Genomic DNA, 14,672 nt, shown 5'->3' on the forward strand with positions numbered 1-14,672 from the left:
CGCGACACACGGTGTGTCGATCACACGATCCGATGCCGCACTGCTGTGCCGGGCCCCGCTGGTGTTCGTGGGCACCGCGAACCCTGGCGGCCAGTTCGATGCGGCGACCCGTAGCGGGGATCCTGGGTTCATCCGCGAGGTCGCGCCGAACCTGTTCGAGATCCCGGACTTTTCCGGAAACTACATGTACCAGAGCATCGGCAACCTCCTGATCGAGCCACGGGTGAGTATCGGCTTCATCGACGGGCACGACTTCGTCGTGTTGACCGGCGTGTCGACCACCCATTGGGAGGAGGAGCCGGGCGGCAGGTAGGCACAGGCCGCTTCTGGCGATTCGCGCCACAGACGTGGTACCGCGTACCGATGGCGAGATCGGTGGAGCTGACCGGTTACGAGCGGTCGCCGCAGACCCCGGTCCTCGATTGATCTCCGGCCAGCCGGAGGCCGACTGACGCCGGGTGGTCGTGTCCAGCGTGGCGACCACGAACGTTTACGGTGGTTCCCCCGGTAGTTCGGCAGGCGCCAGCCTGCCTACCAACCCTTCGGGTTGTCGGGGGAACCTCACCCGGAGACGTAGCGTCGGGCACCGGCCGGATTCGGTCGACACCACCCTGGGTCCTGCTCGACCTGTCGTTGGTCCGGTCGACGTCGGCCGGACTGCGGGTGGCGCGTTGGGGCGGGTTGTGCCGAACCTGTGCCCGCGAGCTTGGCGGCTGGTTCCGCTGCTGGTCACGGGCACATCCCGGCGCGACGTCAGCGGTAGTTGGTGAACTGGAGAGCGACGCCGAAGTCCTCGGCCTTGAGCAGTGCGATGACCGCCTGGAGGTCGTCCTTCTTCTTGCCGGTGACGCGGAGCTGGTCGCCCTGGATCTGCGCCTGTACGCCCTTCGGGCCCTCGTCGCGGATTTTCTTGCTGATCGCCTTGGCCTTGTCCGAGTCGATGCCCTGGATGACCTTGCAGTCGATCTTGAAAATCTTACCCGAGGAGCGGGGGTCGCCGGCGTCCAGCGACTTCAGCGAGATGTTCCGCTTGACCAGCTTCTCCTTGAAGACCTCCAGCGCGGCGCGTACCCGCTCCTCGGTCTCCGCCTGGAGGCTGACCCCCTCCTCGCCCGACCAGGAGATCTCGGCGCCCGTACCGCGGAAGTCGAAGCGGGTGGAGAGCTCCTTCTCCGTCTGGCGGAGGGCGTTGTCGACCTCCTGCCGGTCGACCTTGCTCACGATGTCGAACGACGGGTTGGCTGCCATGCTGATGCTCCTGCTGTCTGGCGACGTTTACATGTCCGGCCCACCGCGTGATCAGCGGTACGACACCCTGACCGTACCCGGTTGCGCCGACGCCGGGTGCAACCGCTATCCTTGCTCTCGCCACCGCGGCACCACAGCGGAGGTACGCCCTGGCGGGTTGCCCGAGCGGCCAATGGGAGCGGACTGTAAATCCGTCGCGAAAGCTACAGAGGTTCGAATCCTCTACCCGCCACCAGGTGCGATAACGGCCCTTGACCAGCAGAAATGCCGGTCAGGGGTCGTTGTCGTTGTTCCGGCCCGGTCCGGCTGAATCCGGTCCTCTACGGCTCCCAGTGGGCAGGTTGATCTAGGCCGGCCCAGCGGCGTCCTGGCGGCTCGGGAGAGTCCGGGTAGGCCTATGACCGGTGGTGGAAGCTCGCCCGGGAGAGGGCGTTGACTGAATCGCAGGTCGCCTCGCCTCTCGTCCGCCGACCGTACGACCTGCGGCACGCGGCGGCCTCGCTCTGGCTGAATGCCGGCGTACCGCCGACCGAGGTTGCCCGGCGTCTGGGTCATGGCGTCGCCGTTTTGCTCCGCGTCTACGCGAACTGCATCGACGGGGGAGAGGACTCCGTCAACGACAAGATCGGCGACGCCCTCGGATGAGCGTTCGTGGCTCAGTCGTTCTCGGCTGTGGTGTCGCCGATCAGGCGTCGGGCCTCAGCGATCACGTCCGCGTCGAGATCCTCGGCGGTGGTGCTGGTGTGTTTGTGTCCCTCATAGACGACATCTACGTAGCCGTAAGCGTTCTCAAGGGCGATCAGCTCGTCTGCCAGGGGAGTGCCCTCCCAGGTGATGAACCGGTACGCCCAGGACGTGAGGTCGCGAGGTGTGATGGTCCCTGCGAGCAGTCGGCGGGCCATGATCCGGAGGGCTTCCTCTTCGCCCTCTTTGCTGCCCTCCCGGTAGTAGGTGAGCGAGAGTTCGGCGAGGGCGTCTTCAAGCCAACGCCGCAGTTCATCACTCTCGCTGCCCTTCCTGGGCGAGATGCCGGCGACGATCCGGAGGGTAGGACTGTCTGTGCCGGCCGTAAGGCAGTCGCAGGCGGCCTCGATGACATCGGCTGCGGTGGCGGAACCGACGCTCCACAGGGTGGCGGCGTCCTGAAGGCTGGCAAGCGCCTCTTCACAGTCGTGCAACCGGTCCTGGCAACGCTCGGCAGCTTCAGCGAATCCGGGGCTTTTGCTGTCGGCCAGGAGGCGGGCTGCGTTCGCCATATGAGCCCAGAAGACCTCTGCGTTCTTCGGCGTGCGTCTGCTCCACAGAGCTTCGATCGAGAGGAATGCCTGCGGCAGCTTCCTTGCGGTCATCCACCTATGAACGTTGTGAGCCAAGCCGCTTGGGGCCGGGCCAGCGGCCCTGAGCGCTTCCTGAAGCACCTTCGCAATTTCGGTGCCGGCCTCGTCCAGTTCGACCCGGTGATCGAAGTACCCTGCGACCTCCAGGACTTCACCGATGATGTTCTCCTCGCCGGGCGACACCTCGTCGAAGAGTTCGCTGTACCCCAGCAACCGCTGCTCTGCCTCGCTGACGCTGGTGCCGCAGGCCGCGCAGACCGCCACCGCAGTCAAGCGCACGTCGCCTCCGGTCGAGGCGAGGCGTATGTAGGCGACGTCAGGGGTGTCACCCGCTTGCAGTCGGCCAACGGCAGCCGAGATGAGGGACTCAAGTTCGCGGGTGTTTTCCACGGGGTAGAGCCTGCCCTCTATGGGCGAGTGGAGGCCAGGCGGCAACGGGACTTCGCGTGGGCAGGTTGTGGGCAGTGGGCGGATAGTGGGCACGCTCAGCGTCGGTGCCGCTTCGTCGGATCGAAGTCGCAGGTCAGCATGGTGGCCCAACCAAGATCGCGGATGCCCTGTAAATCCGTCGCGAAAGCTACAGAGGTTCGAATCCTCTACCCGCCACCAGGTGCGACTACGGCCCCTGACCAGCAGAAATGCCGGTCAGGGGCCGTAGTCGTTGGTCCGGCCCGGTCCGGCTGATCCCGTCCTGGCGTCAGCGGGGTGTGCCCTGTCCGCCTCGCTCGGAATGGTAGTGACCCGTTGGCAGTACGGCACGCCATCGAAGGCGCCGACCGGGTGCTGGGCTGCCGAACGGCCGGGAAGCGGTTACTGCCTGCGGTACCGGGACCCTCCCGCTCGGCCGCTTGGCATTCCCGCCACGCAGACGCGACGGCTCGCCGGTCCTCCGCCGCTCGGGCGCCTGACAACCGGGCTTCGGGACCCGTCACCTCTGCTTCCGGTACTACTGAACTGGATCGACGAGGCTTGGGATGAGACCTGTCCTACTACCTTCCATGGCCAGGCGGCTCATGCTGGTCGTTGTGAACATCTACGTGTTCCTGGTCGTGGTGGTCGCCGAGCTGGCGATTCCCCTGCTGATCCTCGCCGCATCGATCGCACTGATGGTCCTGTTGGCGCGGATCGCCATCAACCCACCGGACGGTACGCCTTCTCGGCGGTGGTGGTCGGTGAAGCGGCTCGTCCGGCTGCCCGCAGAGCCCCAGCCATCCCGGTGGACGAGGGACAGTGACGTACCGACGATCGGGACGCAACCGGCGGTACCTCCCACCGATGCGCACGACGTCAGGTCGCCGCGCCCAGCCGCTGGCCGATCAGAATGAGGCGGGCCCTCCCGCTGGCGTGGCATGCGGAGTTCAACGATCCCCGGCTGGCACGTGTCTACGACGTTGAGTGCCCCTGGGGCCCGGACGACGACTACTTCCTCGCTGCGGTGGCGGAGTCGGAGAACGAGGCGTCGGCCGTCGACGGGCTCCCCGGCGCGTGCGTGCTCGACCTGGGTTGCGGTACCGGCCGGCTCACCCTCGCCATCTCGGCGGCCGGTCACCGGGTGGCCGGGGTGGATCCGGCCCGCGCCTCCCTCGATCTTGCCCGGACGAAGCCGGGCGCCGAGCGGGTGCGGTGGATCGAAGGTGCCTCTGTGCTCCTTCCGTCATGTTGCTTCGACGTGGCCGTCCTCACCAGCCACGTGGCCCAGTGTCTGGTGAACGACGAGGAGTGGGCGGCCGTCCTGGGTGACCTGCGGCGTGCTCTGGTGCCGGGTGGTCGGCTGGTGTTCGACTCGCGTGATCCTGCGGCGCGCTGCTGGGAGCGCTGGAATCCTCGTGACTCCCGTCGTCGCCTGGCCCTGTCCGACGGTGGCGTGGTCACGACCTGGACGGCGGTGGACGACGTGCGGGACGGCACGGTGACCTTCACCCGTCACTTCCGGTTCGCCGACGAGACCACGGGCGAGACCACGGACGAAGCCAGCGACGAGGGTGCCGGCGATTCCGCCGGCGAAACGCTACGCAGCGTGTCGACGCTCCGTTTCCGAACCGAGGAGGAACTGCGCGAGTCGTTGCGACTGGCCGGATTTTCCGTTGCCCGCATTGACGGCGGATGGGGTGGCGAACCGCTCGGCGGCGGCGACGGCGAATTCCTGGTCCATGCCCGGCGTTGAGCCATCCACCACAGGGGTGCGGTACGGGTCGATAGGGGCGTGACGGTGGGGACCTGTTCCTCGGGCACGCATTCGTCGAATGGTTCGTCCCGCCACATTGTCGGTCCCCCGCCTCATGATGTCTCCCGGCGGATCCAGCGTGCCTGCGGCATGCCGGACGGGACCGGGAGTGGCCGGGAGGGTGGCGTCGGCGGGGTCAGGAGGTGCGACATCAACGCGAGGTGTTGTCACCTTCTGGGATTCTGGACGCGTGGCCGGTCGGTTGGCGCTCACATGATCGCCTGGCAGGTGCGCGGCAATAGTCCTGATTGTCCGCCTGGAATCCTGCGTCCTTTTGAGGCGTATTTGGGCAGTGAGTGAACTTGAAGAGAAAGGTTCTTTCAAGCGGAATCCGCAAGGCAAACGGGGGATGATCGTGCAACTTGCACTTCCCTCGCAGGCAACCGCTGCCCGCCGAACGGCTTGACCTCGTCAACGTGTGGCCGCGAGCCTTTCCAGCGCTTTGCTGCTTCCGCTGGCTGTGGCAGGATCGTGACACTCCACCATCCCGCTGACACCCTTCTGACAGGAGCAAAGATGTCTGGTCGAAGGTTGGGCCGGCTGCTTGGCTCGCTCCTGATGCTCGCCGCCGTGGTCGTCTCCGCTGCCACACTGGGCGAGAGCATCACCTCGGGGAGCACGACGGGCTTTGACTGGGCGTTCGGCTTCGACTGGGCCACTCCACCAGCCGTGTCGTCGCCCCAGATGGACTCGCTCGCCGAGTCGGTGACGGGCGTGAACACATAATCGCGGAGTTCTAAGGAGCGCGATGGCCGGCCGAAAGGCGCCGCGGAAGCGGTCAGAGGAGTACGCCTGGCTCATCACCGGCCCGCTGGCGCTCCTTGCCGTGATCTGCTCGACGGGCCTCGGCCTGCTCAGTGACGACCCGTACGGTGAGTGGCTGGTTGCCGCCCTTGTGCTGGCGTTGATGGTGGCGGCCGAGATCCCGGCGCTCTACTTCATCATTCGTCGCCAGGCGATGGCGGTCACTCTCAGTGAGATTCCGCTCGTCCTGGCGTTCTTCTTCCTTCCACCACTCACCGTGGTGCTGGTCGCCACGCTCGCCGCGCTGATCACCCAGCTGCGCAGACGGCTGGGCATGGTCAAGATCTGGTTCAACGTGGCCAAGGCGGCGGCGGCCACCGCCCTCGCCTCCCTGGTCCTGCTGGCCTTCCCACCGATGGTCGGGGTGGGCCCGGCCACCTGGTTCGCCCTGTTCGCCGGGGTGACCACGGTGACCCTGGTCACTCTCGCCTCGGTGGTCGGGGTGATCTCCCTGGTGCAGGGCGTGCCCGCCGGTTGGGAGGTCCTGCGGACGGCGATGCCCAACCTGATCACCGTGGCGGTCAACGTCGCCATCGGTCTGGTCGTGCTGATCGCCCTGGACACCACCTGGTGGTCGCTGTTCCTGCTGGCCGCGCTGGTGGTCGCCCTCGTCCAGGTGTACCGCTCCTACGCGCAGGTCTTCCGGCAGCACAGCACGCTGACCGACGTCTACGAACTCACCCGGGCGATCACCGAGAGCGGCCACGACGGCACCCTCGCCGACTCTTTGCTCGGTCGGGTCCGCGCCCTGATGCAGGCCGAGTGCGCGACCCTCTGGCTGCCGGCCCAGGGGCGGCACCTGGAGGTCCTGCTCACCGCCCGGGTAGACGACTCGGGTCTGCTGGACTTCGCGCGTACCCCGGCAGTGGTGCGGGAACGGGCCTGCGAGGGGCGGACGGTCGCGGTGGGTGCCCGGCTCGGCGGTGACGAGAAGCTGGTCACGGAGCTGCGGCAGGCCGGCGTGAAGGACGTCATCGTCACCCCGCTGCGGTCCGGCCAGGCGGTGATCGGGACCCTGGAGGTGGCCAACCGCCTCGGTGACATGGGCAACTTCACCCCGGGCGACGTACCCATCTTCGAGACGGTCGCGGCGCACGCCGCCGTCGCCCTGGAGAACTCCCGACTGGTCGACCGTCTCCGGCACGACGCCTACCACGACGGCCTGACCAAGCTGCCCAACCGACGGCGGGTGAGCAACGCGCTGGAGGAGGCGGTCCGGGTCCGGGCCCCGGGCGAGGTCGTCGCCGTACTCCTCTTCGACGTGGACGGGCTGCGCCAGGTCAACGAGTCCCTCGGGCACGCCGCCGGAGACAAGGTACTGGTGGAGGTGGCCGACCGGCTGCGTTCCTCGGCGCCGTCCTCGGCTCTGGTCGGGCGGCTCGGCGGTGACGAGTTCGTGGTCACCCTGCGGGTGGAGAACGCCGAGGCGGCCCTGACGCTCGCCGCCGAGTTGCGGGAGCAGATCCGGGACGAGATGGTCTTCGACGCGCTCACCCTCGACGTGGACACGGCCGTCGGCGTCGCGGTCCATCCCGACCACGGCAGCGACCCGGCGACCCTGCTGCAACGGGTCGACCTGGCCGCCACCGCCGCCAAGTCCACGCCGGGCAACATCCAGCTCTTCAACCCCGCCCTGGAGTCCCGCTCGATGCGCCGGCTCGGCCTCGCCGGGGATCTGCGCCGGGCGTTGGACAACGGTGAGCTGGAGGTCTACTTCCAACCGAAGGTGACGCTGCGGGACCGTCGGCTGGTCGGGGTGGAGTGCCTGGCCCGTTGGGAGCATCCCGCGCACGGCGTGGTGGCCCCGGAGGACTTCGTGGCGGTCGCCGAGCACACCGGGCAGCTGGGCCGACTCACCGAGACGGTGCTGCGGGAGGGGCTGCGGCGCAGCCGGGACTGGACGCACGCCGAGCAGCCGCTCTCCGTCGCGGTCAACCTCTCCGCGCGTACGCTCACCGACCAGCATTTCCCGACCCAGGTGGAGGAACTGCTGGCCGAGTACGGCGTACCGCCGGAACAGCTCACCTTCGAGATCAAGGAAGCCGGGGTGCTGGACGGCACCGAACGACCGATGCCGGCCCTGCGCCGGCTCCGGGAGATCGGGGTACGCCTCTCCGTCGACGACTTCGGCACCGGCTACTCCTCGCTCTCCTACCTCCGTCGGCTGCCGGTGCACGAGGTGAAGGTGGACCGCTCCTTCGTACAGGGCATGGCCACCGATCCGAGTGATCTGGCGATCGTCAACGCGGTGGTGACCCTCTCGCAGCAGTTCGGCCTGGCCGTGGTCGCCGAGGGTGTGGAGAGCGAGTTGACCCTGGAACTGCTCCAGGACATCGGCTGTGAGATCGGGCAGGGCTTCCTGTTCAGCCGTCCGCTGCCGTACGAGCGGCTGGAGGCGTGGTTCGGTGCCCAGGCCGAGGTCGAGCCGCTGCTGGCGGTCGACGTGCGCCGGCTACGCGCAGTGCCCTGACCTGCTGATACGGCGTTTCCGGCCGGGGCGGGGGGATCCGATTTCACCTACCGGCCGAGGCCGTGTACTCTTACCCCTGCGCGGCTCCACGGAGATCGCGCAGGCCCCCTTAGCTCAGTCGGCAGAGCGTCTCCATGGTAAGGAGAAGGTCTACGGTTCGATTCCGTAAGGGGGCTCAAAGGGTTCAGCTGGACCCGCCCACGGCGGTGTAGCTCAGATGGCAGAGCAAGCGGCTCATAATCGCTGTGTCGCCGGTTCAAGTCCGGCCACCGCTACTTTCGGACCCGGGCCGATCCCGGTGGCCGATTCCGTGGGCGCCAATTGGCGCCCACTTTGCGTGTCTGCGTAGCAGTGGTCTACGCTGGTGCGTCGTAGTTGATCCGTTAGCGAGGAAGGCACCCCGCCGTGGCCAAGGCGACCGACGTCCGTCCAAAGATCACTTTGGCGTGTGTGGAGTGCAAGGAGCGCAACTACATCACGCGTAAGAACCGCCGTAACGACCCGGACCGCATCGAGCTGAAGAAGTTCTGCCCCCGGGACGGCAAGCACACCGTTCACCGCGAGACCCGCTGAGCGACGCCGGCTGCGGCCGGCTTCTCCGCACTTCCCATCGCCGGTCCGGCGCACGGGGCGCGCACTGCGCCGCACCTGTGCGCCGGACCGGCGATTGTGCGTTACGTGTAGGTTCTCGGCATGTCCCTGGACCCGTCCTTCGTCGGCCGGAGCTACCCGCCGACCGCCCCCTACCTGGTGGGCCGCGAAAAGATCCGTGAGTTCGCCACGGCGATCGGCGCGACCGACCCGGCGTACCACGACCCCGAGGTCGCCCGCAGCCTCGGCCACCCCGATGTGGTCGCCCCGCCGACCTTCCCGGTGGTGATCACCATGGCCGCCAGCGAGCAGATCATCAACGACCCCGAGCTGGGCGTGGACTACAGCCGCGTGGTGCACGGCGACCAGCGGTTCGCCTACACCCGCCCGGTGACCGCCGGTGACGAACTGGTCTGCGTCAACACGGTGGAGGACATCGCCTCCCGGGGCGGGCACGACTTCCTGACCATCCGCACCGACGTGACGGCCGCCGGCTCCCCGGTGGTCACCGCCTGGTCCAAGCTCGTCGTACGCGGGGAGGGCTGAGATGGATCTGCCGGTCAAGACGTTCCGGGTGACCCGGGCTGACCTGGTCCGCTACGCCGGTGCGTCCGGCGACTTCAACCCCATCCACTGGAGCGACCGGGTCGCCACCGGGGTGGGCCTGCCGGGCGTCATCGCCCACGGGATGTTCACCATGGCCCTGGTGGGCCGCGCCGTCACCGAGTGGGCCGGCGCCCCGGACGCGGTGGTGGAGTACGGCGTCCGGTTCACCCGCCCGGTGGTGGTGCCGGACGACGACACGGGTACCGAGATCGAGGTACGGGCCACCGCCCGGGAGGCGGGGGAGGGCCTGACCCGGCTCGACGTGACCGCCACCTGCGCGGGGGAGAAGGTGCTGTCACAGGCCCGGGCGATCGTCCGCACACCCTCCTGAACGGTGGTCGGGCCGGTGCCGGCGCGCTACCGGACCGGCCCTGACCTGCGTCCCGAACGCGAATGGCGGTACCGGTTGGGAAAGTCGGCCGGCTACCCGTACACTGGTCCGCCGTGGGGCAAGTGACCCCTGTCCAGGCATTCGTCGGGTCAGGGTGAGCGTTGCCGCACAGGGGTGTAGCTCAATTGGCAGAGCAGCGGTCTCCAAAACCGCAGGCTGCAGGTTCAAGTCCTGTCACCCCTGCGCCTCAGGCCCGACCGTTCCCGGGGGTCGACGTCACCGTCAGGTGGCGTGGGTCCCGTGGTGGTGGTACCGGCGGGGTCGCTCCGAGGCATCGGGGCTCCCGCCGCATCCGCCGGCCGCGGCCCGCCCGCGGAGCGGCTTGGCCCGGCCGGCGCTACCGCGCCGCGCGTACCCCATCCCGGTGCGTGACCCATCACCCGCGACGGAGGGCGAAGTGGCCGAGAGCAATCGGCGCGGCGAGGACGCTGCGGACGACCGCCTCGATGACGAGGTCGTCGCCGACGAGGCGGACGCCGCCGAAGCGGATGAGCCGGTCTCGCGCGGTGGCACCGCCACCCGTTCCCGGAAGCGGGCGGATGAGGCGGACAGCAAGCCCAAGGCCCGGTCGGAGACCGACCGGGTGGGTTTCTTCGGCCGGATCGCCCGGTTCTTCCGCGAGGTAGTGGCCGAGCTGCGTAAGGTCATCTGGCCGACCCGCAAGGAGTTGCTGACCTACACCGCCGTCGTCGTCACGTTCGTCGCGGTGGTCACCGCGCTCGTCGTCGGACTCGACTTCGTGTTCGCCAAGGGCGCGCTGTGGGTGTTCGGTAACTCCAGCTGACTAAAGCGACAGTGACGGAAGTGAGCGAGCGTGCCTGAGTACGACGAGACCGCCGAACCCATGGACGAGCAGTCCGCGGTGGCGACGGCGGCCGGTGACGAGTCGGTCGAGGCCGCCAGCGAACCGGAATTCGCGACCACCGAGCCGGAGCCGGAGTACGACCCGGTCGCCGAGTTGCGGCAGAAGCTGCGTTACGCCCCGGGTGACTGGTACGTGGTGCACTCCTACGCCGGTTACGAGAACAAGGTCAAGACCAACCTCGAAACCAGGATCACCAGCCTCGACATGGAAGAGTTCATCTACCAGGTCGAGGTGCCGACCCGGGAAGAGGTCGAGGTCAAGAACGGCAAGCGCCTCCAGGTCCAGAACAAGGTCTTCCCCGGCTACATCCTGGTCCGGATGGAGCTGACCGCGGAGTCCTACTCCTGCGTGCGGAACACCCCGGGGGTCACCGGCTTCGTCGGGGCGACCGACCGGGCCGACCGCCCGGCACCGCTGTCGCTCGACGAGGTGCTGAAGTGGCTGGCGCCGGCGGTGGAGACCGAGACCAAGAAGGCCAAGCCCGAGGTCAAGGTGCTCGACTTCGAGGTCGGCGACTCGGTCACGGTGACCGATGGCGCCTTCGCCTCGCTGCCGGCGACGATCAGCGAGATCAACGCCGACCAGCAGAAACTGAAGGTACTGGTGTCGATCTTCGGTCGGGAGACGCCGGTCGAGCTGAACTTCAACCAGGTCGCCAAGATCTAGCTTCGGGTGCCGCGGGGTGGTCGACGTACCGCTCCGCGGCCTTACTCGTTGCGCCGCGACCTCGTCGGAGAGCAGGGCAGAGCCCTGCGCTACCCTAGAACGTCGCCGCCGTGGGCCGTGCTGGCCGTGTGCGCCCCGCTGGCGGAGTCAGGTGCACCATTCCCAGTTCCAAGCCCCAGGAAGTAGACATGCCTCCGAAGAAGAAGAAGCTCGTCAAGACTTTCACGCTTCAGCTCCCGGCGGGCCAGGCCACCCCGGCGCCGCCGGTCGGTCCGGCGCTCGGTCAGCACGGCGTGAACATCATGGAGTTCTGCAAGTCGTACAACGCGCAGACCGAGTCGCAGCGCGGTGACATCGTCCCCGCCGAGATCAGCGTGTACGAGGACCGGACCTTCAGCTTCGTGCTGAAGACCCCGCCGGCCGCCCGGCTGCTGATCAAGGCTGCCGGCGTGCAGAAGGGCTCCGGCGTGCCGCACAAGGAGAAGGTCGGCTCGGTCAGCCGCGCCCAGCTGCGCGAGATCGCCGAGAAGAAGATGTCCGACCTCAACGCGAACGACCTCGACCACGCCGAGCGGATCATCGCGGGTACCGCCCGCTCCATGGGCATCACCGTCAACGACTAGTCTCGCCCCACCCGAGTTCAGGATCGTGGGAGGGTACGCGTCGTCCGCGGCCCGCCAGTAACCACAGGAGTAACCAGACATGCAGCGCAGCAAGGGCTACCGCAAGGCCGCCGAGGTCATCGACCGGACCAAGCTCTACACCCCGGCCGAGGCGGTCAAGCTCGCCAAGGAGACCACCAACGTCAAGTTCGACGCCACGGTCGAGGTCGCCATGCGCCTCGGCGTCGACCCCCGCAAGGCGGACCAGATGGTCCGTGGCACGGTCAACCTGCCGCACGGCACCGGTAAGACCGCCCGCGTGATCGTTTTCGCCGCCGGCGCCAAGGCCGAGGAGGCCGTGGCCGCGGGTGCGGACGAGGTGGGTACCGACGAACTCGTCGCCCGGATCCAGGAGGGGTGGCTGGACTTCGACGCGGCCATCGCCACGCCGGACCAGATGGCCAAGATCGGTCGGATCGCGCGGATCCTGGGCCCGCGCGGTCTCATGCCGAACCCGAAGACCGGCACGGTGACCATGGACGTCGCCAAGGCGGTCGCGGACATCAAGGGCGGCAAGATCACCTTCCGGGTGGACAAGCACTCGAACCTGCACCTGATCATCGGCAAGGCCTCGTTCTCGGAGACCCAGCTGATCGACAACTACGCGGCGGTGCTGGACGAGGTGCTGCGGGCCAAGCCGTCCGCAGCCAAGGGCAAGTACCTCAAGAAGGTCACCCTGACCACGACGATGGGCCCGGGTGTCCCGGTCGACCCCAACATCGTGAAGAAGCTCCAGGAGAGCGCGGCCGAGGCCTGATCTCCGGGACCCGTCGACCGGGGCGTCGCCACCGCTGGTGGTGACGCCCCGGTTGTCGTTCCACGAAGGGCGCAGACCTGTCGCTGCGGGACCGGCGCCGTCCGTGCTACCCGCTGCCGAGCGGGAACGCATCGGTCCGGCCAGGTCACCGACCCAGGTATCCGGCCGTGACCGCCACGGACGGGGAGTCCCGGTCGGGCGGTCGGGGTGGAGTGACCGGCGGCACCGGGGGTGATTTGGTAGGCACCCGACGCGTCGCGTACTCTTACCGGCGAAGTTCCACCCAGAGACCGCTGGTCACCGTGCTCCGGCACGGTCGAAGGTTCCGTCGTGACGGGCGACCCGCGTAGGGCGGCAAGCGAAAACCGGTTCGTGCTGTGGTCCGCCGACCACTGCTGCGCGTCGACTCTCGCCCCGTGCGCCCTGCGCCGGGGCTTTTCTCGTTGCGGTGTTCCTTTGTTACCGACCTCTCCAGCAGCAGCGCTGGCGAAGGTAACCAGCCTGGAGCAACGAGAGAGGAGGGACATGGCGGACAAGCCGATTCGGGCCGACAAGGCCACGGCCGTTGCCGAACTCACCGAGCACTTCCGGAGCTCGGGCGCCACCGTGCTGACCGAGTACCGCGGCCTGACGGTCGCCCAGCTGACCCAGCTGCGGCGCTCGCTCGGTAAGGAGACCACCTACACGGTCGCCAAGAACACGCTGGCCAAGCGGGCCGCAACGGACGCTGGCATCGACGGCCTCGACGCGCTGTTCACCGGTCCTACCGCGCTGACCTTCGTTTCGGGCGACGTCGTCGAGGCGGCGAAGGGCCTTCGCGACTTTGCGAAGGCCAACCCGAAGCTCGTCATCAAGGGCGGGGTCTTCGAGGGCAAGACGATCTCCGCGGCTGAAGTCACGAAGCTCGCCGACCTCGAGTCCCGTGAGGTCCTGCTGGCCAAGCTGGCCGGCGCGATGAAGGCCAACCTGAGCAAGGCCGCGGCCCTGTTCCAGGCGCCGCTGTCGAAGACCGCCCGTCTGGCGGCTGCACTGCAGGAAAAGCGCGAGAAGGAGGGCGCCGAGCAGGCCTGACGGCCTTCCCGGCGTACCAGTTCATACTTCCGAAGTTTTAGGAAAGGACGCCAGACATGGCGAAGCTCAGCACCGAAGAGCTGCTCGACGCGTTCAAGGAGATGACGCTGATCGAGCTCTCGGAGTTCGTGAAGCAGTTCGAGGACACCTTCGAGGTCACCGCCGCCGCTCCGGCCGCGATGATGATGGCCGCCCCGGGCGCCGGCGCTGCGGCTGCCGAGGCCGAGCCGGAGAAGGACGAGTTCGACGTCGTCCTCGAGGCTGACGGTGGCAAGAAGATCCAGGTCATCAAGGTCGTGCGTGAGCTGACCGGCCTGGGCCTCAAGGAGGCCAAGGACCTCGTCGAGGCGGCCCCCAAGGCTGTCCTCGAGAAGGTCAACAAGGAGGCTGCGGACAAGGCCAAGGCCAAGCTCGAGGGCGAAGGCGCCAAGGTCACCCTCAAGTAAGGTCGAGCTTCGGCTCCTCTCAGCTCGTGTGAGCTGAGGCACAGCTCAGCGAAGCGGGCGGCGATCCGGAATCGGGTCACCGCCCGCTTTGTTCTGACTACGGGCGGCTTACCCCTGCTGATCAGGGGTGATGCCGGCGTCGAGCGCCGGAGGAACGTCGCGGCGGCGCGGGGCGGGTGGTCGGAAAGACGGACCAGCCCTTGACGCGGTGCGATGCGGCAGGCACGCTGACATCTGCAAGACCTTCCGCGCTTGCGACGGCCATGGCCCGGGTAACGACAGCGGCGAAACGCCACTGCCGTCGACACGGGCGGCCCGATGGGTACGCCGCGTTCTGAGCGTCCCGGGAGAGACCCGATCGGGGTCCCCCGAGGCACGTTCCGCGTCGACCTGCGGGGTGGCTGGACAGCGGTTAGCCTTTCGGCTACACTGCTAGTTTGCGCTGCCTTCCGGCTTTTTGCCTGCTCGGAATGTCCGATTCCGGAGATTTGAGCGGGGTCATCGGGATGCACGCGTAACAGCCGTTCTGCAGCA

17 protein-coding genes and 4 tRNA genes are annotated in these 14,672 nt (G+C 67.9%); 19 read left to right on the forward strand and 2 right to left on the reverse strand.

The features are described 5' to 3' along the window. Positions 1–13 precede the first annotated feature (13 nt). A complete protein-coding gene (locus GSF22_RS34385; protein ID WP_307803670.1) occupies positions 14–313 on the forward strand; it encodes a pyridoxamine 5'-phosphate oxidase family protein in 300 nt (99 codons plus the stop codon). Positions 314–753: 440 nt separating this feature from the next. On the opposite strand, the gene GSF22_RS01340 is transcribed toward GSF22_RS34385, so the two are convergent. After that, complete coding sequence (locus tag GSF22_RS01340; protein WP_208810835.1) at positions 754–1,248, reverse strand: YajQ family cyclic di-GMP-binding protein; 495 nt, start codon at positions 1,246–1,248, stop codon at positions 754–756. Positions 1,249–1,399: 151 nt separating this feature from the next. Between GSF22_RS01340 and GSF22_RS01345 the strand changes: the two genes are divergently transcribed. Further along, a tRNA-Tyr gene (locus GSF22_RS01345) sits at positions 1,400–1,483 on the forward strand. A 197-nt stretch (positions 1,484–1,680) separates the two neighbouring features. Beyond that, the gene (locus GSF22_RS01350) at positions 1,681–1,893 is read left to right on the forward strand and encodes a hypothetical protein (RefSeq protein ID WP_208810837.1); all 213 of its coding nucleotides are present in this window, start codon (positions 1,681–1,683) and stop codon (positions 1,891–1,893) included. 11 nt (positions 1,894–1,904) lie between these two features. On the opposite strand, the gene GSF22_RS01355 is transcribed toward GSF22_RS01350, so the two are convergent. After that, a complete protein-coding gene (locus GSF22_RS01355; protein WP_208810839.1) occupies positions 1,905–2,975 on the reverse strand; it encodes a hypothetical protein in 1,071 nt (356 codons plus the stop codon). A gap of 623 nt (positions 2,976–3,598) precedes the next feature. On the opposite strand from GSF22_RS01355, the gene GSF22_RS01360 reads away from it, so the two are divergent. From GSF22_RS01360 to rplL, 16 genes are all read left to right on the forward strand, one after another. Beyond that, a complete protein-coding gene (locus tag GSF22_RS01360) occupies positions 3,599–3,910 on the forward strand; it encodes a hypothetical protein (protein WP_208810841.1) in 312 nt (103 codons plus the stop codon). After that, positions 3,907–4,749 carry a class I SAM-dependent methyltransferase gene (locus GSF22_RS01365; RefSeq protein ID WP_208810843.1) on the forward strand — a complete coding sequence of 281 codons (843 nt, stop codon included), beginning with the start codon at positions 3,907–3,909 and terminating at the stop codon, positions 4,747–4,749. Before GSF22_RS01360 ends, GSF22_RS01365 begins: the two co-directional genes overlap by 4 nt. A gap of 576 nt (positions 4,750–5,325) precedes the next feature. Beyond that, a complete protein-coding gene (locus tag GSF22_RS01370) occupies positions 5,326–5,535 on the forward strand; it encodes a hypothetical protein (protein WP_208810852.1) in 210 nt (69 codons plus the stop codon). Positions 5,536–5,557: 22 nt separating this feature from the next. After that, positions 5,558–8,083, forward strand: a complete 2,526-nt coding sequence (locus GSF22_RS01375) for a putative bifunctional diguanylate cyclase/phosphodiesterase (RefSeq protein ID WP_208810855.1) — start codon at positions 5,558–5,560, stop codon at positions 8,081–8,083. 103 nt (positions 8,084–8,186) lie between these two features. Further along, a tRNA-Thr gene (locus GSF22_RS01380) sits at positions 8,187–8,259 on the forward strand. A gap of 26 nt (positions 8,260–8,285) precedes the next feature. After that, positions 8,286–8,358 (forward strand) — tRNA-Met (locus GSF22_RS01385). A gap of 130 nt (positions 8,359–8,488) precedes the next feature. Then, entirely contained in the window at positions 8,489–8,656 is a 168-nt protein-coding gene (gene rpmG / locus GSF22_RS01390; protein ID WP_013288652.1) for a 50S ribosomal protein L33, read from the forward strand. A gap of 120 nt (positions 8,657–8,776) precedes the next feature. Next, positions 8,777–9,220 carry a MaoC family dehydratase N-terminal domain-containing protein gene (locus GSF22_RS01395; protein WP_208810857.1) on the forward strand — a complete coding sequence of 148 codons (444 nt, stop codon included), beginning with the start codon at positions 8,777–8,779 and terminating at the stop codon, positions 9,218–9,220. 1 nt (position 9,221) lies between these two features. After that, a complete protein-coding gene (locus GSF22_RS01400; protein ID WP_208810859.1) occupies positions 9,222–9,611 on the forward strand; it encodes a MaoC family dehydratase in 390 nt (129 codons plus the stop codon). A 170-nt stretch (positions 9,612–9,781) separates the two neighbouring features. Next, positions 9,782–9,854 (forward strand) — tRNA-Trp (locus tag GSF22_RS01405). Positions 9,855–10,068: 214 nt separating this feature from the next. After that, positions 10,069–10,455 (forward strand): preprotein translocase subunit SecE, encoded by a 387-nt coding sequence (gene secE, locus GSF22_RS01410; RefSeq protein WP_208810861.1) that lies wholly within the window; start codon positions 10,069–10,071, stop codon positions 10,453–10,455. A gap of 30 nt (positions 10,456–10,485) precedes the next feature. Next, on the forward strand, positions 10,486–11,202 hold the full coding sequence (gene nusG, locus GSF22_RS01415; RefSeq protein WP_208810862.1) for a transcription termination/antitermination protein NusG: 717 nt from the start codon (positions 10,486–10,488) through the stop codon (positions 11,200–11,202). Positions 11,203–11,390: 188 nt separating this feature from the next. Next, entirely contained in the window at positions 11,391–11,825 is a 435-nt protein-coding gene (rplK, locus tag GSF22_RS01420; RefSeq protein WP_208810868.1) for a 50S ribosomal protein L11, read from the forward strand. Between the two features lie 79 nt (positions 11,826–11,904). Further along, positions 11,905–12,621: a 50S ribosomal protein L1 gene (gene rplA, locus GSF22_RS01425; protein WP_208810869.1), complete on the forward strand. Its 717-nt coding sequence runs from the start codon at positions 11,905–11,907 to the stop codon at positions 12,619–12,621. A 525-nt stretch (positions 12,622–13,146) separates the two neighbouring features. Beyond that, complete coding sequence (gene rplJ / locus GSF22_RS01430) at positions 13,147–13,692, forward strand: 50S ribosomal protein L10 (protein WP_208810870.1); 546 nt, start codon at positions 13,147–13,149, stop codon at positions 13,690–13,692. A 56-nt stretch (positions 13,693–13,748) separates the two neighbouring features. Beyond that, a complete protein-coding gene (rplL, locus tag GSF22_RS01435) occupies positions 13,749–14,138 on the forward strand; it encodes a 50S ribosomal protein L7/L12 (RefSeq protein WP_208810871.1) in 390 nt (129 codons plus the stop codon). The last annotated feature ends 534 nt before the right edge of the window (positions 14,139–14,672 follow it).

The sequence above is a fragment of the Micromonospora echinofusca genome (genome assembly GCF_017614955.1).
Lineage (GTDB): Bacteria > Actinomycetota > Actinomycetes > Mycobacteriales > Micromonosporaceae > Micromonospora > Micromonospora echinofusca_A.